Origin of the sequence: Aerococcus sp. Group 1 (assembly GCF_000193205.1) — a bacterium.
Taxonomy (GTDB): Bacteria; Bacillota; Bacilli; order Lactobacillales; family Aerococcaceae; genus Aerococcus; species Aerococcus urinae_A.
This window is the reverse complement of sequence record NC_015278.1, coordinates 91,621-113,471: the sequence shown is the minus strand read 5'-3', so window position 1 is coordinate 113,471 and position 21,851 is coordinate 91,621. Positions and strand designations below refer to the sequence as shown.

Annotated in this window: 20 protein-coding genes and 1 other annotated feature; of the genes, 4 read left to right on the top strand and 16 right to left on the bottom strand. The window is 45.3% G+C overall.

Translation table 11 applies throughout. The features are described 5' to 3' along the window. Positions 1–702 (bottom strand): ABC transporter ATP-binding protein, encoded by a 702-nt coding sequence (locus HMPREF9243_RS00530; RefSeq protein WP_013669526.1) that lies wholly within the window; start codon positions 700–702, stop codon positions 1–3. A 124-nt stretch (positions 703–826) separates the two neighbouring features. Here HMPREF9243_RS00530 and HMPREF9243_RS00525 point away from each other — a divergent pair, with 124 nt between their 5' ends. Then, complete coding sequence (locus HMPREF9243_RS00525; RefSeq protein ID WP_013668882.1) at positions 827–1,405, top strand: TetR/AcrR family transcriptional regulator; 579 nt, start codon at positions 827–829, stop codon at positions 1,403–1,405. A 348-nt stretch (positions 1,406–1,753) separates the two neighbouring features. Here the strand turns inward: HMPREF9243_RS00525 and fsa are convergent, their stop codons facing one another. The 15 genes from fsa to HMPREF9243_RS00445 form a co-directional block, all read right to left on the bottom strand. Continuing rightward, on the bottom strand, positions 1,754–2,401 hold the full coding sequence (gene fsa / locus HMPREF9243_RS00520; RefSeq protein ID WP_013669223.1) for a fructose-6-phosphate aldolase: 648 nt from the start codon (positions 2,399–2,401) through the stop codon (positions 1,754–1,756). A gap of 101 nt (positions 2,402–2,502) precedes the next feature. Beyond that, complete coding sequence (tkt, locus tag HMPREF9243_RS00515) at positions 2,503–4,500, bottom strand: transketolase (protein WP_013670121.1); 1,998 nt, start codon at positions 4,498–4,500, stop codon at positions 2,503–2,505. A 203-nt stretch (positions 4,501–4,703) separates the two neighbouring features. Further along, on the bottom strand, positions 4,704–5,363 hold the full coding sequence (locus tag HMPREF9243_RS00510) for an HAD family phosphatase (RefSeq protein ID WP_013669664.1): 660 nt from the start codon (positions 5,361–5,363) through the stop codon (positions 4,704–4,706). An 11-nt stretch (positions 5,364–5,374) separates the two neighbouring features. Continuing rightward, a complete protein-coding gene (rpiA, locus tag HMPREF9243_RS00505; protein WP_013668666.1) occupies positions 5,375–6,067 on the bottom strand; it encodes a ribose-5-phosphate isomerase RpiA in 693 nt (230 codons plus the stop codon). A 173-nt stretch (positions 6,068–6,240) separates the two neighbouring features. Then, positions 6,241–6,951: an HAD family hydrolase gene (locus tag HMPREF9243_RS00500; protein ID WP_013668819.1), complete on the bottom strand. Its 711-nt coding sequence runs from the start codon at positions 6,949–6,951 to the stop codon at positions 6,241–6,243. Continuing rightward, positions 6,920–7,153, bottom strand: a complete 234-nt coding sequence (locus HMPREF9243_RS00495; protein WP_013669387.1) for a hypothetical protein — start codon at positions 7,151–7,153, stop codon at positions 6,920–6,922. The genes HMPREF9243_RS00500 and HMPREF9243_RS00495 overlap by 32 nt, the downstream gene beginning before the upstream one ends. A gap of 52 nt (positions 7,154–7,205) precedes the next feature. Then, entirely contained in the window at positions 7,206–8,555 is a 1,350-nt protein-coding gene (locus HMPREF9243_RS00490; RefSeq protein ID WP_013668676.1) for a flavocytochrome c, read from the bottom strand. A gap of 110 nt (positions 8,556–8,665) precedes the next feature. Next, positions 8,666–9,028: a MerR family transcriptional regulator gene (locus HMPREF9243_RS00485; protein WP_013669829.1), complete on the bottom strand. Its 363-nt coding sequence runs from the start codon at positions 9,026–9,028 to the stop codon at positions 8,666–8,668. 127 nt (positions 9,029–9,155) lie between these two features. Continuing rightward, on the bottom strand, positions 9,156–10,352 hold the full coding sequence (locus HMPREF9243_RS00480) for a MalY/PatB family protein (RefSeq protein ID WP_013669192.1): 1,197 nt from the start codon (positions 10,350–10,352) through the stop codon (positions 9,156–9,158). A 255-nt stretch (positions 10,353–10,607) separates the two neighbouring features. Beyond that, positions 10,608–10,877: a hypothetical protein gene (locus HMPREF9243_RS00475; protein WP_013670060.1), complete on the bottom strand. Its 270-nt coding sequence runs from the start codon at positions 10,875–10,877 to the stop codon at positions 10,608–10,610. A gap of 292 nt (positions 10,878–11,169) precedes the next feature. After that, positions 11,170–13,332, bottom strand: a complete 2,163-nt coding sequence (locus tag HMPREF9243_RS00470; protein ID WP_101560544.1) for a copper-translocating P-type ATPase — start codon at positions 13,330–13,332, stop codon at positions 11,170–11,172. Between the two features lie 296 nt (positions 13,333–13,628). Beyond that, positions 13,629–14,657, bottom strand: a complete 1,029-nt coding sequence (locus HMPREF9243_RS00465; protein WP_013668548.1) for a branched-chain amino acid aminotransferase — start codon at positions 14,655–14,657, stop codon at positions 13,629–13,631. 416 nt (positions 14,658–15,073) lie between these two features. Continuing rightward, positions 15,074–15,598 carry a peptide-methionine (S)-S-oxide reductase MsrA gene (gene msrA, locus HMPREF9243_RS00460; protein WP_013669472.1) on the bottom strand — a complete coding sequence of 175 codons (525 nt, stop codon included), beginning with the start codon at positions 15,596–15,598 and terminating at the stop codon, positions 15,074–15,076. Between the two features lie 398 nt (positions 15,599–15,996). Further along, positions 15,997–17,295 carry a serine--tRNA ligase gene (serS, locus tag HMPREF9243_RS00455; protein ID WP_013669486.1) on the bottom strand — a complete coding sequence of 433 codons (1,299 nt, stop codon included), beginning with the start codon at positions 17,293–17,295 and terminating at the stop codon, positions 15,997–15,999. 106 nt (positions 17,296–17,401) lie between these two features. Continuing rightward, positions 17,402–17,620, bottom strand: a binding site (T-box leader). A gap of 93 nt (positions 17,621–17,713) precedes the next feature. Further along, complete coding sequence (locus tag HMPREF9243_RS00445; protein WP_013669390.1) at positions 17,714–18,940, bottom strand: dicarboxylate/amino acid:cation symporter; 1,227 nt, start codon at positions 18,938–18,940, stop codon at positions 17,714–17,716. 369 nt (positions 18,941–19,309) lie between these two features. On the opposite strand from HMPREF9243_RS00445, the gene guaD reads away from it, so the two are divergent. The 3 genes from guaD to HMPREF9243_RS10810 all read left to right on the top strand — a co-directional run bounded on the left by guaD (position 19,310) and on the right by HMPREF9243_RS10810 (position 21,800). Next, the gene (guaD, locus tag HMPREF9243_RS00440) at positions 19,310–20,677 is read left to right on the top strand and encodes a guanine deaminase (protein WP_013668840.1); all 1,368 of its coding nucleotides are present in this window, start codon (positions 19,310–19,312) and stop codon (positions 20,675–20,677) included. Positions 20,678–20,862: 185 nt separating this feature from the next. Beyond that, a complete protein-coding gene (locus HMPREF9243_RS00435; protein ID WP_013669574.1) occupies positions 20,863–21,627 on the top strand; it encodes a hypothetical protein in 765 nt (254 codons plus the stop codon). A gap of 44 nt (positions 21,628–21,671) precedes the next feature. Further along, positions 21,672–21,800 carry a hypothetical protein gene (locus HMPREF9243_RS10810; RefSeq protein WP_013668550.1) on the top strand — a complete coding sequence of 43 codons (129 nt, stop codon included), beginning with the start codon at positions 21,672–21,674 and terminating at the stop codon, positions 21,798–21,800. Positions 21,801–21,851: the final 51 nt, after the last annotated feature.

The window sequence follows — 21,851 nt, the reverse complement described above, 5'->3', positions numbered from 1 at the left end:
CTACCATTCAATATTTTCAATATCTTCAGGCTGGTCATGACGCTCAATATTAGCGATAGTCGCATCCCGCATATAAATCACGCAGTCGGCAATTGGCGCTAGGGCACCATTATGGGTAACAATAATAATAGTCACACCCTTGTCTCGTGACATGTCCTGGAGGATCTTTAAGACTTGCTTACCAGTCTTATAGTCCAAGGCTCCTGTAGGTTCGTCACAAAGTAAGAGCTTAGGATTAGTGGCTAGGGCCCGGGCAATGGATACCCTTTGCTGTTCCCCACCCGATAATTGAGAGGGGAAGTTACCCATCCGATCAGCTAAACCGACATCCTTAAGCAGGGATTCGGCACTTAAAGGGTTGGTGGTAATTTCTGCCGCCAATTCGACATTTTCCTTGGCGGTTAAGTTAGGGACTAGGTTATAGAATTGAAACACAAAACCCACATCTTCTCGTCGGTAAGTAGCGAGTTCTTGCCGAGAAAACTGACTGATATCCTTACCATCAATAATAACTTGACCAGAATCATTATGGTCCATCCCGCCCAAAATATTTAATAGGGTCGATTTTCCTGCCCCTGAGGCACCAACAATAATGACTAAGTCTCCCTTTTTCACTTCAAATGAAACATCCTTGTTGGCGTAAATTTGGTTTTGGCCAGAGGAATAGACTTTTGTATTGTTATTAACTTCAATGTATGACATGCTTTAACTCCTTTTTCTTATTTGAACAACATGTTGATCTATTTATAAAGGGAGTATAAAATGAAAGCAAGCCAGTGACAATAAACAATATGCAACACTCTGTTCAATTAAGGAGAATATCGCCATGGAGAGACAAACTAATTCCCAAAAGAAAATTAAAGCCGCTTTTATCCAGCTGACTCGGGAAAAGGGCTTTGACAGTTTAACCGTTACCGACATAGCCCGCCAAGCCTGCATTAACCGGGGAACTTTTTATCGTCACTATGTGGATAAATATGATTTACTAGAACAACTGAAGGCGGATATTTATAAAGAACTCCAGAAAATCTTCCTTAACGACATGTATCAGGAAGAAGCACATGCAGATTTAATCCCCTATCAAACCATTCTGAAGGCCATTACTTACCTCCAGGAAAATTTCCTCTTAATTGCTACCTTGGCCAGTTCCAATGGTGATCCCAACTTTATGGTGGACGTTAAGTCCATTATTAAAGAACTGATCACCAGTCGTATACAAAAAGAAAACGACTTCCACCTATCTACCCAAGACCTGCCTATGGAATACGCCATAGAAGTTCTTATTTCCTCCGTTACCAGCGTCATCAACCTCTGGATCCAACGCGGCGGCCAGGAGAGTCCTGAAGAAGTGGCCAATATTATTTTTAAAGCCAAATCTTTGGCGCCAAAGGATCTATTAATCTAGACAACAAAAAACACCTTTGCGACTCACTTTCTATTAGTCGACAAAGGTGTTTTCATGTTATGGTATCTTGATGCGCTTGACGCACTCTATAGTCGAGTTCGCTAAAGGTCGACGAATTCTCTTTGAGAATTCTTTCGTCCTTTAACTCCAGTTGCTATAGCTGTTCGAAGCGTCAGCAAGTTACAGATATAGTATGCGTAGCGTTTCACTTTTTGGTCGTCAGCTCACATCTATTGTCGAGTTCGGCCGCCAGTCTTGAGGTCGCTTCAGAAAATCCCAACGCACAGTTTCCTGTGCTTACGGTATTTTCCTCCACCGATTCAAGCCTCTATTGGCGCCCTCACATCCTTATCTTTTCGTGAAGGCGTCCCAGTCTTTTTTAAAGCCTTCGATTCCCTTATCGGTGAGTGGGTGGCTCCAGAGTTTAGGGAAGATGGTGCCTGGGATGGTGGCTACGTGGGCGCCGGCTAGGGCTGCGCCTTCGAAGTGGCCGATGTGGCGGATGGATGCAGCGATGATTTGTGAGTCTAGGCCATAGATGTCTAAGACTTCACGTAATTCAGCGATTAAGCGGAGGCCGTCTTCGCCCATGTCATCGATCCGGCCAATGAATGGAGAAATGTAGGTGGCTCCGGCTTTGGCAGCTAAGAGACCTTGAGAAACCGAGAAGATGAGGGTCACGTTAGTCTTAATGCCTTCTTGAGACAGGGTATGAGTTGCTTTTAAGCCCTCTTCAGTCATTGGAATTTTAACGACGACATTGTCTGCCCATGCAGCTAATTCGCGGGCTTCTTTGACCATGCCTTCGTAGTCATAGCTGGTCACTTCCGCTGAAACTGGTCCGTCGACGGTTGAAGCGATATCTTTAATCACTTCTTCAAAGTCACGGCCTTCTTTATTAATTAAGGAAGGGTTAGTGGTTACCCCGTCACATAAACCGAGGTCATTAATACGCTTAATTTCATCAATATTTGCAGTGTCTAAGAAAAATTTCATGATAGCCTCCTTGAAAACTAATCGCAGTGATTTTATCTATTTAAATCCTAAGTAACAACGCTAATCCATTCATTTTCTTCTTTTCCAATATTGACTAATGATTAAAAGGCGTTTTTGTAGGTTTTTACGACATTGTCCAGGTTAAAGCCTAAAGCTTCCATGACTTGGCCGCCCTTACCTGATTGGCCATAGCGGTCTAAGCCAAGCACGACGCCTTGGTCGCCGACATAGCGTTCCCAACCAAATGTAGCAGCCATTTCGATGGCCATCCGGTTTTTGACTTCACTTGGGAGAACACTTTCCTTATAAGCTTGGTCTTCTTGGTCGAAGAGCTCTTGACAAGGCATGGAAACCACACGGACGTCGATACCGTCCTTAGCCAGTTCGGCCTGAGCTTCCAGGGCTAAGTTCACTTCTGAACCGGTGGCAATCAAGATACCGTCTGGGGTATCCCCTTGGGCATCGGATAAGACATAGGCGCCTCGAGCGACCCCTTCCATAGCTTTATCAGCGGTGCCTTTGAGCACAGGGAGGTTTTGCCGGGACAGGGCCAGAACTGTTGGCGTATCTTTAGCCTCGATAGCGAGCTTCCAAGCCGCAGAGACTTCGTTACCGTCAGCTGGGCGGATGGTGTTGATATTTGGCATGGCTCTGAAAGCCGCTAACTGTTCAATCGGTTCATGGGTTGGTCCATCTTCTCCAACGGCAATGGAGTCATGGGTAAAGACAAAGGTTGAAGGTAAGTGGGATAATGCCGCTACCCGCATAGCTGCCCGGAGATAGTCCGAGAAGACAAAGAAGGTTCCGGCATAAGGAATCGACCCGCCGTGTAAACGAATCCCGTTCATGGCAGCACCCATGCCAAACTCACGGACACCATACCAAATGTTACGACCCGCATAATTTCCAGCTTCAAAGTCACTATCGGCGTCAATGTAAGTATTGTTGGAGGACTTCAAGTCCGCAGACCCGCCCCAGAATTCAGGGAGAGTTTGAGCAATGGCTTGGATGGCTTTTTGGCTGGTTTTCCGCGAAGCCATAGCCTCATCGTTAACGTCATAGCTAGGCAGGCAGTCCGCCCAGTCAGCGGGTAATTCACCGGCATAGGCGCGTTGATATTGGGCAGCTAAGTCCGCATAGTCGGCTTCATAGGCCTTGAATTCTTCTTGCCAGTCTGCTTGCGCCTGAGCTCCACGGTCAGCGACCCGTTCTTGGAAGCGATTGTAAACTTCTTGAGGAATATCAAAGGCTTCATGGTTCCAACCGTAAACTTGGGCAGCGTGAGCCCGGTCTTCTTCACCAATTGGGTTCCCGTGTGTTGCGGAAGTGCCTTCATTTTCAGAACCGTAACCGATCACGGTTTTGACTTGGATGAGGGTTGGTTTATTGGTTTCAGCTTTGGCTGCTTCCACGGCTTTGGAAATGGCTTCTAAGTCACGGCCATCTTCCACTAGAATATGTTGCCAGCCGTAAGCTTCGAACCGGCCCTTATTGTCTTCGGTGAAGGCCTTGTCAGTTGGGCCGTCTAGAGAAATGTCGTTGGAGTCATAGAAGACAATCAATTTGCCTAATTGGAGGTGGCCAGCTAGGGAAGCCGCTTCATGGGAAATACCTTCCATCAAGTCCCCGTCCCCACAGAGGGCATAGGTGTAATGGTCAACGATCTTATAGTCACCTTGGTTATAGATAGCAGCGTCATGGGCTTCTGCCATAGCCATCCCTACTGCATTAGCAAAACCTTGGCCTAATGGACCAGTGGTCGCTTCGACCCCTTCGGTAAAGTGGACTTCGGGGTGACCAGGAGTCTTGGAATTTAATTGACGGAATTGTTTAATATCATCCATGGTCACTTGGTAACCAGATAGGTGTAATAAGCTATAGAGTAAGGCAGACCCATGCCCCGCTGATAAGACAAAGCGGTCCCGGTTGGTCCAGTGGGGATCACTTGGGTTTTGCACCATGTGTTCTGCCCATAATGCATAGGCCATAGGTGCTACACCCATAGGTAGGCCTGGGTGACCGGAATTAGCCTTGTTAATCATATCAATACTTAACATACGCACTGCATTCACAGCGAGTTCATCTGTTTGATTAAACATCATTTTCTCCTTTACTGCTATTGATTTATGCATCTTCTAAAAACAACTATATCGGACTTTGGAATCGATTTCAAGCGGATAATCAGCGAGGTTATGGCCCTTACAGCGGTCATTTCTTGTACATTTGTACAGAGAATTCGTCATTTTTTCAGTCGCTTTGGTCGAGGCCATTCTTCAAAAGACTTTTCCCCCGACTTTAATACTTACTTTTGTTCAAAGTCTTTGAGAAAGTCAGCTAAATTTATTTTAGAAAAATCAGAAATAATTTCGTCTGCAGCGGATAAATCTTGGCTAGGATAGTCAGGATTTTCAAAGCCAATGGTATAGGCGCCGGCACGGTGGGCGGACAGGCTACCATTTTTAGTATCTTCAAAAACGATGCAGGCTTTGGGTGAAACCCCAAGTTGGCGAGCTGCTTCGATAAAAATATCGGGAGCCGGCTTAGAATGGTCGACTTCTTCCCCGCTCACATAGACCTGAAAACAACCATCCAGGCCCAATTCTTCCATAAATTGTTCGATTTCGGCCCGCGGCGAAGAAGAGGCCACAGCTAGGGGAATACCCGCTCCATGCAAGGCTTTGACAAAGTCGACTACACCCTTTATCGCTTTGACCCCATCACGAGCAATCATTTCATGACGTCTTTGATTCATTTCTTGGATGTAAAAAGTCACACTCTCGGGTAATTGGCATTCGTCTTTCATCACTTGCCACATGTGTTCATGAGTGGTTCCCATAAATTGATATTGGTAACTTTCATCTTTATCAATCCCCCTGTCGCGGAGCATTTGCGTCTTGGTTTCTAGGTAGGTATATTCGGAGTCAACCAGGACCCCATCCATATCAAATAGTACTGCCTGCATAAGTCACCTCACTAGTGTTGTTTGGGGAAGTCGCGTCCCGATGCAAAGTAAACTTCACCGTCTTGGGCCAGTAAAACATCTTCCGTCATGCCTAAGAAGAGCCCGTGTTCCACCACACCGACTAAATGAATCAATTCATCTGCTAGGGCTTTAGGATCCTCGATCACTTCTAGATGGAGGTCAATAATATAGTTATCATTATCGGTATGGAAGAGGTCACCATTTTCCGTTTTCCGCATAGTAGGTTGGTAACCCTTGTCTTCAAAGTGCTTGAAGAGGTGTTGGTGACCGTTTTTAATCACTTCGACCGCTAGGGGAAAGGCGCCTAATTTTTTGACATGTTTGCGTTCTTCTGCCACCCAGATAATCCGTTTACTGTAAGTAGCCACGATCTTTTCTTCTAAGAGGGCGCCGCCGCCACCTTTAATGCCATCAAAATCATCGGTAAATTCATCCACCCCATCAATGGTTAAGTCGACCGCTTGGACCTGGTCAATCGGCAAGACCTCAATCCCCAAGGCCTTGGCTTGGTCGATCGATTTGATGGAAGAAGAGACCGCCTTCAAGCTTAGGCCTTCCTCTTGAACCCGTTTACCTAATTCATCGATAAAGTACCAGGCCGTTGACCCGGTACCAAGTCCCACAACGGTATGATCTTCCACTAAGTAAGCGGCTTGACGACCAACTAATTCTTTATTATCCATTTTTCTATGTCCTCCTTTTTGCTTCCATTATACCTATTTTTCCTTGAATGTATAAGAATGACAACGATTTCGCCCAAATTTCTATGCCGGAATTTGCTATAGGTCTCGTGCAAGCTTTGTCACAGACAAAAAGGGAAATACCCTAACAATATTTCCCTAATTTGTATTTATTCTTAATTGAATTCTGCTTGACTGAAAAAGTCATAGACCTCTTCCATGTCCTGACAAGTCACAAACTGCTCATCAATATCGGCTGCTTCCTTGTGGTGAACATTTAAAAACAGTCCCTGCCAGCCGGCATTGGAAGCCCCTAACATATCGGCTTCATAATTATCGCCAATATAAAGGCTAGTGGCTGGATTTAAATCTAAACGCTCTTCTACCTTTTGGAAAATTTCCAATGCCGGTTTAGCGGTTCCTAACTGACTGGAGATGAAGGTATTCTCCTCACCAAAATAGTCTTCTAGACCTAATAAGTCAATCTTATGGGCTTGTTGGGCCGGTCCGTTGGTCAAAAGAAACTTTTGCACGCCCGCGTCTCGTAAAAGGTCTAAGCACGCTTTGGCCCCTGGACGTAAGACGATACCTTCCTTGGCTTCTTCGTATTTTTGATTAAAGAGGATGGCATCCTTCTTCTTAATGGTGTAACCAAACTGAGCATAAGTCATCAAGACCCGGTTATTACGATATTGGTCCACCGAAGCCCGGCCGTCCGTATAACGACGAAATTCAATGTCACTATTCATTTGATAGAAATAGTTAAAGGTGTCAAAATCAATCCCAGTCTCCACCACGTTTTCTTCCATATACTGGTAAACGGCTAAATAGGGTAAATTACGGTCATATAAAGTATCATCCAAATCCCAGCCAACTGCTTGAATCAAGGAACTCATCCTTCCCTTTTATAGTTAGCAAGTGAAGCGGAATGGAGATCCCGTTAATCTTCAAAAGAAAAGCCGCCTCTCGGGCGACTCCTTGCTCCCACCACTCCATCTTAGCTTGTTTTCTTCCTAAAAACGATTTTAACATAAAGTCGATAAAGTACCAGATGAAATCCTTTAATGTAGCGTTTTCATTGGTTTTCAATAAGAAAAGCAAGCTCCTAGGCTGATTACCAGGCGCTTGCTTTCAAAAATAATTAATTTTTAACCGCTTCAGCCGCCTTCTGTCCAGCTAAGCGACCAAAGACAATAATTTCACCGATAGAGTTACCGCCGATCCGGTTAGAACCGTGCAAGCCACCCACGACTTCACCGCAGGCATAGAGCCCAGGAATCGACCCACTGCCATCTGCTTTGAGAACGTGGCCCTCTTGGTCAATGCTTAAACCACCCATGGTATAGTGAACGCCAGGGGCAATTTCAATGGCGTAGTAAGGGGCTTGGTCAAGGGCATGTAAACCGGTTGTGCGTCCGAACTCGTCTTTTTCTTCAGCGATACCTTGGTTATAGTCTGCCACAGTTTGAACGAGTTTGTCTGCTGGCAAGCCGATCTTTTCAGCTAATTCAGTTAAACCGTCTCCATCAGTTACATAACCCTTGGCAGCGTAGAATTCAATGGCCTTGGCCCGGTCACGCACCCCTTGGTCAAAGATCAAGCGGGCCTTGTGGTCAGGGAGATCGGTAATAGCCTGGGAAACCACATCTCGAGTCCCCAATTCATTGGTAAAACGTTGACCTTGACTGTCAACCAGAATGGCCCCTTCGCCGCGGACCGCTTCTCCGATCAGAATCCCTTGATCTTGGTGGACAGTAGGGTGGACTTGGATTTGGTCCATGTCGACGGTCCCCGCACCAGCAGCTTGGGCCATCAGAATACCGTCGCCCGTAATTCCTGGTCCAGAAGTGGTCACATAACCGGCGAGTTCCGGACGGGCCTCCTCCACTAATTTGGCATTAGCGCCAAAACCGCCGGAAGCAATAATGACCGCCTGACTCTTGATCTCACGGACTTGATCGTCGATTTCAACCTTAACCCCTTTCACTTGGCCTTGATCGACTAAAATCTCTTGGACGTCAGCCTGGGTAATGACAGGAATTTGCCGCTTGTCCACATTGGCTTTCAAACCTTTAACCAGGTAGCCACCCACAGCCGACCCATCGTGGGGGCGGTGGGTCCGAGGCTTGGACATGCCGCCAGTAATGGTTAAATTATCCAACACAATCCCTAAATCAGCCAACCAATCAATGGCTTGGGCCGAATGATCGACAAAATAATGAAGCAGGTCTTGCTGATTGGTCCCGTGTCCCCCTTTAAGGGTTTCCTCAAAGAAATCTTCCCGCTTATCTTCAATACCAGCCTCCTCCTGATAACTGCTTTCACTAGCATTCATGCCACTGGAGGCCTTGTTGGTATTACCACCAATTTTTTCCGTTTTTTCAAAAATGACGGTCTCTAGTCCCAGGTCATGGGCGGTAATAGCAGCGGTCATCCCTGCGCCCCCGGAACCGATAATAATCACATCGTATGCATCTTTTATATCTACCATTCGTCTTGTCCTTTCATCTGTTGGTAAAGCTGGCTTAGGATCTCTTAATTTCCAAAAACAAAAAACAACCCGCCCAAATGGACAGGCTGCTCTCCTCCCTTAACTTCCTCTTAAAAACGGGGTTTCTCTCCTGGGGCGTTATCAAAGCCCCCGGCGGCGAGAAACTCATTATAAAGAATACGACGGACATCGTCCTCAGTTAATTGCTTACTTTCATGGGTCACGTCCTTAGGTTCATTATAAATTTTATAAATCATCTGGATACTATAACCATCATCGAGATAATCCTTAATATCCAGTAAACGGTCCACATCATTCAAGGAATACATCCGCCGATTGGTGTCGGTGCGGTGGGGGGCAATTAATTTTTGCTCCTCATAATAACGAATTTGACGCGCGGTGAGATCGGTTAACTTCATCACTGTCCCGATCGGAAAGACCGCCCGTGACCGCCGTAATTGTTTCTCTGCCATGTCTAAAACCCCACTTTCTTTTTTTACCTCTTAGTAGTTTCTGTCATGAATATGTTACTTTATCTCACATAAAAAGGCAAGTGCCTTGCCCTTTTATCTTTGATTCACTTGTTCATCAAGCTGCTGCTTAATTTTCCTTTTGATAGTCTTTAATGGCTTGAACTAAGTTCTTGCCAGCTGCTTCAATGAGGGCCGGATCGGTCCCCAGATTAATCCGGATGTGAGTATCATCAGCTTTGGTGGGCCAATAAGTTTGCCCATAGTTAACTGCTAGTTTGGCCTTATCTTGAACCACATGGTGTAAGTCTTGACTTGGCACATAGGCCCCCAGGTCAATCCACATCAGGTAAGTGGCTTCTAAGTCTGCCACCTTGATCTCAGGCAGGGCCTCAGTCAGGGTGTTACGCAGGTTTTGGTAGTTTTGGTAAATGATCTCCTTGATGGCTTTAAGCCAGTCTTCTCCGTGACGGTAGGCTGCTTCTAGTGCCAGATAGCCGGCAGGTGACCCTGGATTGTTTAAGTGTAACTTATCGTAGAAGGCTTGGATTTGTGCCCGTAAGTCAGGGTCCCGGACAATCATTAAGGAATGGCTGAATTGAGCCAAGTTAAAGGTCTTAGAACCCGCCGTCAAGGTAATCACTCGGTCAAAGTCTTGGTCTTGGGCTAATTTATCAATGGCGATGTGATGGTGACCTTGCCAGACAAAGTCGCGGTGGATTTCATCAGAAATCAATAAGACATCATATTGCTTACAGAGGGCGACCACTTGCTTGAGTTCTTCCTCCGTCCAGACCCGGCCAGTTGGATTTTGCGGGGAACAGAAGAGTAGGGCCTTGATATCGTCTTCCTTGAAGGCTTTTTCCAGGGCTTCAAAATCAATCCGATAGCCACTGTCGTCGTCACCGAGGAGGTCTTGCATGACCAGTTTGCGGTTGGCTTCTTCAACCACGGTACGGAAGGGATTATAGACCGGATTTTGAATTAGGACCTTGTCGCCTTCATCTAAGAGGGCCACTAAGACATAGGCAATCCCGGTACAGACCCCAGGAGTATAGAAATACCAGTCTTTTTCGGTGTCATAGTCGAAGTGCTTCTTAGTCCAGTCAATAATGGCTTGGTAGTATTCCGGCCGCACAGGGGCATAGCCGTATTGGTTTTGTTCGACATAGTCGTGGAGGACTTGCTTAATTTCTGGTGCGGTCGCAAAGTCCATGTCGGCAATCCACAAAGGAATCAGGTCGCTATCTCCAAAGGCGTTCTCTAACTGACCCCACTTGGTGGTTTGAGTCCCTCTTCTATCTACAATTAAATCTGCTTTATTCATCAAATTCCTCCCTTTCCCAGTCTTTTCTATAAGTGTAGCATAGATTCGCGCCTTAACTGTCCCGAGACCCCTCGCCCCCTATACCAAAAGCAGATCACCAGCTATCCCTAAAAGCGATAACTGATGGGAATATTTTATCAATCAACATGATGACCATTCCTTCTACTTTTGAAATTTAGTCCTCATCAATCTTCTTCCAAAAAAGCTTCCACTATAAAAACGTGGAAGCCTTTTGTCTTAGCTGATGATGATTGTCTAAGGGCCAAAAATCAAAGCCCCAACAAACCAGATAATGGGAAAGGAAAAGATTAGGCTAAGATTGCCGAGAAAGTACCAAAAGCGTTTACGGTAGAGGGCAAGGAGGCCGCCAACTAGGCCCAGGGCGGGGCAGACAAAAATGGTGGCATAGGCCAAGGGGCGCATAGTGGGTCCGAATAAGTCGGGCAGTAAGATAGAAAGTCCCAAAACGATAATGCCCAACCAAAAACAATACTTATGACCCTTATCAAGTAACTGCTTAAACATCTCATCACCTACTCGTCAATTATTTAGATAAGCCATTATAGCCAATTACTGTGAGAAAGGAAATAATTTTTTACTGCACTCATACTATAGGTCCGTCCGCTGTCTAAATCAGCAAAGCTCTGACTAATTTCAGCCCACAAGTCGTTTCGAAAAGCCTCTCTCCTTATCGGCACACCCTTCAAAAGTTTTAGTTTCCTTTACCAGCCTATCCATAAACTAACCCCCTTTTTCTTAATTATAAGACTAAGAAAAAAGCCAAGCTCTCTAAGAAGAGACACCTGGCTTGGCTAACTTATTCGTATTTTTCAAAGTTCAAGCTTTGGGCGTTGACGGCACAGATCACTGTCGAAAGTGACATGAGGATTCCTGATAGGGCAGGCCCTAAGGTAATACCAATTGGTGCCAGTAACCCAGCAGCTAGGGGGATAGCGAAGATATTGTAACCCGCTCCCCAGGCCAGGTTTTGCTTGATCTTAGAATTGGTAGCTTGAGACAGACTTAAACTGTTCAAGACATCCTTCAACTGACTTTCCACCAGGATAATATCAGCCGAGTCCATGGCCACATCGGTTCCGGCACCGATAGCAACGCCGACTTGGGCTTGGGCTAAGGCAGGGGCATCATTGACCCCGTCTCCTACCATCATGACCGCTTTGCCTTGATTTTGCAGGCTTTGGATAGCGGCTGATTTTTGATCGGGGAGGACTTGGCTAAAGACTTGGTCTAAGCCGATTTCCTTAGCTACCGCTTGGGCCACTTGGTCGTTGTCCCCGGTCAACATCACGGCTTCAATGCCTTGGTCATGGAGGACTTGGATCACTTGCTTGGCTTCCGGACGAACTTGGTCAGAGACAGCGATGGCACCAATGACTTGGTCAGTCTGGATGACAAAGACCACCGTCTTGGCTTGACTGGTAATGGTTTCCAATTGACTTTGGTCATAGTCATAACCCGCTTCACGGGTGGCTTTAGGACTTAAGATTTGAACTAAGTTACCGTCAATTTTACCTTCTAGACCGGCGCCACTGTGGTTTTGGTAGTCGGTCACTTCTTCTAGGGCTAGTGATTTTTCTTGGGCGGCTTTGACAATTCCCTTGGCAATGGGGTGTTCAGATTGTTGTTCCAGACTAGCCGCCAGGGCGAGGATTTGGTCTTCACTAGCATCGGCGATTGGGTAAACCCCGTCGACAGCAAATTCCCCCTTGGTCAAGGTCCCGGTCTTATCGAAAACCACCGTATCCACTTGGTAGGCCTGTTCAAAGGGAATCCGATTTTGGACCAGGAGGCCTGAACGAGCAGCTAGGGAGGTGGACTTGGCATTCACCAAGGGAATAGCTAGTCCCAGGGCATGGGGACAGGCAATCACGAAGGTGGAAACCATAAATTGAATAGCGGTTGCTGCCGTGGTGATATTCCACCAAATGATTAAGGCTAAGATCCCGACCCCAAAGGCAATGTAGAAGAGCCAGGCCGCTACCCGGTCGGCCAAGCTTTGGGCCTTGGATTTTTGGGCTTGGGCCCCTTTAACCAGGTCAAGGACTTGTTGGACATAGGAATTCTCACCGGCTTTTGCTACCCGGACTTGAAGAGCCCCATCGCCATTAATGGTTCCGGCAATCACTTCATCCCCATCTGACTTAGCTACGGGAACGGATTCCCCGGTAATGACCGCTTCATCTAAACTAGACCGACCACTTGTAATGATCCCATCAACGGCAACCTTTTCTCCCGGACGGACTAGGACTAAGTCATCGACTTGTAATTGGTCGATTGGAACCACTTCAATGTCCCCATCCGCCGTAATCCGACTGGCTTCATTAGGGAGGAGGTTGGCTAGGGATTCCAAGTCATCATTGGCCCGCATTTGTGACTTCATTTCAATCACATGGCCTAAGAGCATGATGAGAATCAGGGTCGCCAGTTCAAAGTAATAATTCATGCTGGCATCAAGGAAAAAGGTGGTCATCACACTGTATAAATAGGAAGACACAATCCCTAAGGTAATTAAGAGCATCATGCCCGGCTGTCTATTTTGGATTTCCATCCAGCCGTGCTCTAGGAAAGGTTTCCCCCCATAGAAGAAGACGATGGTCCCTAAGATAAATTCAATCCAGCCTTGGCCGGGAAAAGTAATGGAATAGTTAAAGATCATCATCAACATAGGCGATAAGACCGCAATGGGGATAGTGAGTACCAGGACCACCCAGAACCGTTGCTTCATATCGTCCATCATGCCCATGTGGTGGCCGCCATGGCCTGCGTGGTCACTATGGTCGTGGTGGTCTGCGTGACTAGTCTCATGGCTTTCATGATCAGCCCTTTGACTATGGCAGCCAACCTCTTGACTTTGACTAGCCGCTACTTTTTCATGGCTACCACAGGAGGCTTGTTGACAGGTGCAAGCGCCCCCTTGCCGGCAAGCATGCGGACAAGCATTTAAACAAGCTGTTGCCATTTCATTCATCCTTTCTTTATTGGTTGATTCAATCATTTTATACTTAATTAATTATCTGACTACATTTGTAATCAACTTACATTGCTAGTATAAAAGCCCCTGCTTAAAATTGCAAGTCTTTCTTCTTGAAAGCAGACGACAAAAAACCGTCTACTTTTTCAGTAGACGGTTCTTTTTATTATCATCAATTGTTTATTGGGTGACAATTGATTGACAGGTTTTAAAAGGATGATTTGAAAAAATGGACTTAGTTTTTCTATAAGAAATCAAAAGTTTTTTGTGACTGTTGCACTCTGTTATTTTTCAGGGACTTCGACGATCCAGCCTTCTGGTGCTTCAATGTCTCCGTATTGGATACCCACTAACTCGTCATAAAGTTTTTGGGTGATTGGCCCAACTTCTGTGTCGGAGTAGAATTTGAAGGAACGGTCGCCGTGGTCAATCCGTGAAACTGGAGAAATAACGGCAGCGGTACCCATAGCACCTGCTTCAGCGAAGCGGTCTAATTCATCCACGTAAACGTCGCCTTCTTCAACCTCTAAGCCTAAACGTTCTTTAGCTAAGTGAATGATCGAGTATTTGGTGATGGATGGGAGGATTGAAGGTGATTTTGGTGTCACAAATTTGTTGGTATCTTTTTCGATCCCGTAGAAGTTTGCGGAACCAACTTCTTCAATCTTGGTGTGGGTAGCTGGGTCTAGGTAAACCACGTCACCATAGCCGGCTTTCTTCGCTTTTTCACCTGGTAAGAGCGAACCACCGTAGTTCCCACCAACTTTAGAAGCACCAGTCCCGTAAGGAGCGGCACGGTCGTACTTGCTGGTGACAAATGGCATTGGTGCTAAACCATCACGGTAGTAAGGTCCTACTGGCATGGTGAAGATAGTAAAGATATATTCCTTAGCAGGGGAAACACCAATGTTGTCGCCTACCCCAATTAATAATGGACGGATATACATGGAAGCGCCTGACCCATAAGGTGGGACGTAGTCAGCGTTCGCTTGAACTGTTTTGACAACCGCTTCAACAAATTTTTCTTCAGGATAAGCTGGCATCAACATTCGTTCGGCGGAGTTAGCCATCCGTTTAGCGTTTTGGTCTGGACGGAAGAGTTGGATCTGACCATCTTTACGACGGTAAGCTTTTAAGCCTTCAAATGCTTCTTGGCCATAGTGTAAGGCTGGAGCACCTTCAGCAATTGGAAAAGTCTTTCCCTCTTCTAAGCCTTCTTTATACCATTCGCCATCTTTCCAATAAGCACGCCAACGATAAGGAAGGTCCATATAAGCAAAACCTAAATTATTCCAATCGATATTTACAGACATTGTCATTCCCCTTTCAAAATTACAATTTTAGGCACTCGCCCGAACTGTGTTCTAAGAGCGGCGCCCATTAGTTAAGTAGACTTATAATACCTTTTTCGAAAACATTTGTAAATACTTTAGGGATAATTTGTTTGAATTGCTCGACAATTTAAATAAAAGACAATTTTTATTTAGCATATTTTAAGATCTTTTCCGTAGCTAGGCAAGGAAAAATTTAACCTATAAAATATTTTGACAAAGGAAGTCAGGCACATGCTTTCCACTTTGAAGTTCACTTAATAAAGAAGCCATAAAAATAAGCCGGGACTTAAGCCCAGCTTACTTTTCAATATTTACTTGTCATCCATGAGTAAGCCGAATTCCTTCAAAAAAGAAGTTAAGGTCTTGCCTTTTGAGGCGTTTGTCGCACTCTCCACCTAATTTTGCCAATATTTATCAATGAAGGCTTGCCGACCTGAGCCTTGGCGGTAGGCCTGGTAGTGGTCAGGGTTCTTGGCATGAAAGTCTTGGTGGTATTCTTCGGCAGGGTAGAAGCTTTGGGCCGGTTCAATTTGGGTCACGATGGGTTTGTCAAAACGACTGCTGGCTTCCAAGTCGCGCTTGGATTTTTCGGCGATGGCTTTTTGTTGGTCATTATGGTAGAAAATCACGGGCCGGTAAGAGCCCCCCCGGTCCGCAAATTGGCCCATAGCGTCAGTCGGGTCGGTTTGTTGCCAATAGATTTCCACTAAGTCTTGGTAGGAAATTAATTCGGGATTATAGGTGATTTGCACCGCTTCCGTGTGGCCCGTTCCCCCCAGGCAAACTTCGCGATAAGTGGGGTTTTCGGTGTACCCACCTGTGTATCCGGACACGACCTTTAAAATCCCGGGCATGGTCTCAAAGGGTTGCACCATACACCAAAAACAGCCCCCGGCAAAAGTTGCTAATGCTTGACTCATCCTTAATCCTTCTTTCTATACGGTAGTCTTTCGATTATGATTCATTGTAAAGACTGGCCCAGGCAAAAACAAGACTTTTGCTTGGCAGGACGCCTGACTTGACTAAAAAACAGCTCTTTCAGCCATTAAGCTTGAGAGAGCTGTTTAGTATTTAGCTAAGTTAATGTAACCAGCTGATGAGCATTCGTTCTGCTTTTGAATTCTGGGCGTTAAAGAGCCATGGCACCGGTTCGAGCGCTAGGTCTCTCACCTAGCGAGCTTCAAAGGGTTCGTACGGCTTAAGCCTACGCCCCCTAATTCAGATCGCTTGCTTGTTCATGGCTAAGGCCCAAATTCAAAGCGCCACTACTGCTCATCAGCTAAATTAACAAAAATACTTTTCCATCATTCTAAACTTCTTAATTTAAGCCCCGGGCGTTTTCCTTGGTAATTTTATCTACCCCACCCATGTAAGGCACCAGCACTTCAGGGATGGTAATGGAACCGTCCGCGTTTTGTCCGTTTTCTAAGACGGCAGCGACTGTCCGACCCACTGCTAAACCAGACCCGTTTAAAGTATGGGCCAGTTGGGTCTTGCCATCAATGTCCCGGTAGCGGACTTGGGCCCGGCGTGCTTGGAAGTCCACACAGTTAGAGCAGGAAGAAATTTCCCGGTAGGTATTTTGGGCGGGCATCCAAACTTCGATATCATAGGTCTTGGCTGCTGAGAAGCCCATATCCCCGGTACAGAGGATAATGCGACGGTAAGGTAAACCGAGTAAGTCGAGAATATTTTCTGCGTTTTTAGTCATGGCTTCCAGTTCATCGAAGGATTGGTCTGGAGTCGCTACTTTAACCATTTCTACCTTTTGGAATTGGTGCATCCGGATCAAACCCCGGGTGTCCCGTCCCGCTGAACCGGCTTCAGAACGGAAACAAGGTGAGAGAGCCGTTACCCGGATAGGCAGGTCTTCTTCCTTCAAGATTTCCTTAGCAAAGTAGTTCGTTAACGGCACTTCTGCAGTAGGAATCAAGGTCAGGTCTTGCCCTTCATTGGTGATTTGGTAAACGTCTTCGGTGAATTTAGGGAATTGTCCAGTCCCATACATGGCTTGGTCGTTGACTAAGAAAGGCGTAATCATTTCCATGTAGCCTTCTTTTTGGTGTTGGTCCAACATGAAGTTATACAAAGCCCGTTCCAAACGTGCCCCCAGACCCTTATAGTAGACAAAACGAGAACCTGACACCTTAGCCCCTGCATCCCAATCAAGGATATCTAAATCTTCGGCTAAGTCCCAGTGGGCTTTGAGTTCAAAGTTGAATTCAGGGGTTTCCCCGTGACGGTGGATTTCCACATTTTCATCTTCATCTGCACCGACCGGTACGCCTTCAGCTGGTAGGTTAGGAATCCGCGCCAGGATATCATGCTCTTCTTGGTCAAGTTGGTCTAAGTCGCTGTCCAAGGCCTTGATCTTGGTCCCTAAGGCCTTCATTTCTTGGATCTTGTCGTCGGCATTTTCCTTATTGCGCTTGAGTTGACCAATAGCGTCAGAAGCGATATTCCGTTCCTTTTTCAAGTTTTCCGCTTCGACAATCACTTGGCGGCGTTTTTGGTCCAGGTCGCGTAAGTGTTCTAGGGTTTCTTTCTCAACCCCCCGGCCCTTCAAAGCCTCAGCCACTTGATCAAAATTATCCCGTAATAAACGTACATCAATCATTACAAATCCTCATTTCTTTTAAACTTTTTCATTATTACTTTATTAATATTGGCGAATGCTCTTCAACACTATTAGGGCAAAAGAAAAACCATTCCGCCCTCTCAATCAAAGGGACGAAACGGTCATCACTCTGCGCGGTACCACCCTGCTTCAAGGCAAGTCTTGCCTTACACTTACAAATAACGGTTTGTGCCGGCCCTACTTCCTTAATACTAAGTCGTAGGCAGTCCTTGTGTGGATTCACCCAGGTCCCCCTATCCATTCTCACCCACCATGGACTCGCTAAAAAGTTTCCTAAGCTACTAGTCACAAGCATCACTTGTTCTATATATAAAGTCATCCAAGACTTTACTGGAGTAAAACTCCAAAGCTAAGTCTATTTTAAGAAGAAAAGCCCGCCTTGTCAAATGGCTTTTGCCTAAGCCAAGTCTGAGCTTTCCTTCTCGCTTTTATTAATGTAATTATGGTAAATCTTGTCAATAAAGACAGCAATGGCGTTGTCTCCCGAAATATTGGCGGCCGTCCCAAAGGAATCCTGGGTCAAGTGGAGGGAGATCATGATTTGTTGCATGCCTGGGTCAATTATCCCTATCATCGGTAAGAAAGGTAGGGCTGACATTATGGCCCCTCCCGGAGTCCCAGGTGCAGCCACCATGCAGACCCCCAGCGTCAAGATAAAGGCTAAAATAGTAGTAAGATTGTGGGGCATACCGTAAATTAATAGGAGGGCCGTGGCATTGGCCGTAATGGTAATCATAGACCCAGTCAAATGAATGGTGGCACAGAGAGGCACGACAAAGTTCGCAATGTCTTGGGAAACTTCATTTTTAGCCGCTGACTTCAAGTTGACAGGAATAGTTGCGGCGGAGGATTGGGTCCCAATAGCGGTCATATAAGCCGGGATTTGGTTCTTCATCAGCTGCCAGGGATTCTTGCCCGCGTAGGTCCCAAAAAGAATAAATAGGAAGCCCACATAGAGAAGCTGTAAGAGAATGACACAGATAAAGACCTTCCAAAAGACTGAAATAATGGCAAAGACCGAGCCACTATAGGAGAGGTTACTGATATTACAGAAGATATGGATGGGTAAGAGAGGCACCACAATTTTTGCCAGGACCTGGCTGATAATCCCACCAAAGTCGCTAAAACCTTCATAAAGCACTTGGCCACGACCGTGTTGGCGGAGCCAGTAGATTCCCAGTCCCATCATAAAGGCAAATATAATCGCCCCCGTCACATCAAAGAAAGGTTCAATAGGAATAACAAAAAGCGGTTCCAGACTAGGTGCCGTTTGGGTTAAGCGCTCGACCAGGCTTTCACTGATAAAAAAGGGAAAGAGCTGACTAGCTATCAAATAGGCCAAAAAGCCGCCGACGATAGTCGATAAATACGAGGTCAAGACCGTAATCCCGAGTAACTTACCCGCTCCTTGCCCCAGGTCAGCAATCCCTTGGACCACGAAACCAATAATCATAAAGGGAATCACAAAGCTTAAGAAGCTAGAAAAAATACCGGTAAAGGTGACACAGAGCCTAAAGAACCACTCCGGTGCCAAACTTAACTGTCCAACAATAATTCCTAAAATAATTGCTAATAATATTCGGGGAACGAGGCCAATTTTCCTTTTTTCAAGTACTCTTGCCATCTTTTCCCACCTCCATTTCATTTTCTTATCATGGCATTCTAATAATATTAGCAAAAAGTGATCACTTTGTAAAATCAACTGAATAGCACGATTCGATAAAAAACAACCCATAAAAGTCCAAACCTGGCTGGAGGCTAAAATTGGGTGATTTTTTACAGGTGTCTTAGGAAAAGTCCCTAACGCTGGTATTTTCCGGACGATTTTAAATTTAGCTTGATTTATATTCGCTTTTTGTTAGAATGAAACTGTTGGTTGACAATTTAACCACTAAAAATCATTAATTTTATGAATAATCATCACTCTGAACACTATCAATATTCGCTTATTGCCTCAAGTGATAAGTGGCAGAATAGAAAGGATATTCAATCGATGACCCAGTATTTCCAAGGTGACCTCTTCCACACCCCTGTTTACGGCCAATTAGACTATGTCCCCCAAGCCCTGATCGCGGTGGATGATAACGGTAAGATCGACCAAGTTTACCGCCAAGAGGACCCTAGCTACGTTGAAGCCGTCAAGCAAGCCCAAGAGTCTACTGACTTTGTCCGCTTAGAAGCCGGCCAATACTTCCTGCCTGGCCTGGTGGACCTACATATTCACGCACCCCAATGGCCTCAAGCCGGGATTGCCTTAGATGAACCCCTCAATGTCTGGTTGGATGAGTGCACCTTCCCCTTAGAGGCCAAGTACGCCGATCTGGATTTCGCCCGTTCGGTCTATACTGACCTGGTCCAACAGTTACTGGCTCGCGGTACCACAACTGGGCTCTATTTTGCCTCCGCTCACCTAGAATCCTCCTATGAATTGGCCAAAATCTGTGCCCAAGCCGGCCAACGCGGTTTAGTGGGTAAGGTGGTTATGGATGATCCCGAAGCCAACCCGGACTTCTACCGGGACGCTTCCACTGACCAAGCTCTCAAAGACACCGAGACCTTTATCCAAAAAGTTCGCGACTTAGGAAAAGACTATAAGCAAGGGGTCTATCCGGTGGTTACCCCGCGCTTTGTCCCGAGCTGTACCGATGAGGCTCTAGCCGGTCTAGGCGCCTTAGCTCAAAAATACAATGCTCATGTCCAATCCCACTGCTCGGAAGGCCAATGGGAGCACGACTTTGTTATGGAACGCTTCCATGGCAAACGCGACACTGAGGTCTTACGCGACTTCGGTCTCTTAGGTCCTAAGTCAGTGATGGCTCACTGCAACTTCCTTAATGAAGCTGATGGGAAGATCTTCCAAGAAACTGGGACGGGGATCGGCCACTGTCCTTATTCCAATGCCTATTTCGCTAATGCAGTCCTCCCGGTTAAACGCTTGAAAGCTCAAGGCGTCAACATCGGCTTAGGGACAGACATTTCCGGCGGCTTCTCGTCTAGCCTCTATGAAAATATCCGCCAAGCCGTGGTCTCTTCACGAATCCTAGAAGACGGCGTCGATACCCAAGTTGGCCCTGAAGCACGTGGGGTCAAGGACAGCCGGATCTCCTTAGTGGAAGCCTTCTATCTGGCTACCAAGGGTGGCGGCGAGTCGCTCGACCTCCCACTAGGCAGTATCGAAAGTGGCCAAGCCTGTGACCTGCAACTAATCGACACTAAAGTCGCCAATAACATTCTCCCTGACTTTGGCGTCTTCAATGACCCTCGGGAAATCTTTGAGCGCATCATTTACCTAGTCACCCCAGAAAACATCCGTAAGGTCTGGGTCCAAGGCGCCTTAGTGGTGGATAAGGTAACGATTTAGTAAATAGTCAAAATTATCCCCATCTAATCTTAACTATTTGACTATTAGAATATGAAAAAGGTTCCGTATCTAAGCGGAGCCTTTTTTTATAGTCCTTCAATTCTTATCTTTAAATTGGTAAACTTTTAGCTATAATTATTAGCATTTAGCTAAAACAAAATATATTTAAAGGAGTGTACTTCCTAATGAACGACAAAGATAGAAAAGAATTTGGAGTTACTGTTCGATTAATAATAACTATTATAGAAAGTACTGCCTTAATGTTTATACTTTTACCGTATGCGATTATTGCCAGCAAATATGAAACAGATATTAATTTTTCTACTACTGTGCTTTTTACATTTTTCTCTATTTCAATGACTTATACCATTTATTTTTATCTAATTAGATTACAGAGTGATCGCTTTATACCTCATAATATAAACTTTAAAGTAATCTGCAATAGATCATTTTTATATAAGGCTGTAATATTATTTTCATTACTTGCCTCTCTTTTATACGTACTTACCTCTTCTTTTCCGAAAGATATAATTATTCTATTAGGTTTCACTTTAACATGTCTTATCTCTATTTGTTTAATTTTTATTATTAAAGAAATATTTTTCAAAGACTCTACCTCGATTAAAATAATCGACCATGCTTCTTATAAATTTAGTAAGTTAGAATTAAGCCTATTTTCATTATTAGTGATTCCTTATTTGCTTGCCTCCTTAGAGAAGGGAAGCTTTATTCTTGAAAATAACAACCCTGTTGCTCAAGACTTTTACTTTTATTTTTTCTTATACATACTTTGTGTCCTTCCCTTGAAAGCAGGAAGATTTATTGCTTTAATAAGCTATTGGACTCACCATTCTAATAACCAATCCACACAACTATCCAATAAAAATAGTCATGTCGCTAAAGATAAGATTTGGTATAACGAATTTTTCTTAATAGACTTAGATGAATAAAAATTCAGATTCTTTGTATTTTATAATCTTTAAAGGGAGGTAGTATGATAAATATCCATTCAAACTTTCCTAAGCATTCTGATACCTCCACCCCTAGCGATGACGAGATCATGAGCCTATCTGAGGACTTACTTGAAGACAATAAAAAGAGCTATGAAGAATTAGCCAAATAATCAATTTTACGACTGTGACCCCAAATCACAGTCGTTTTTTATTTAAATCCA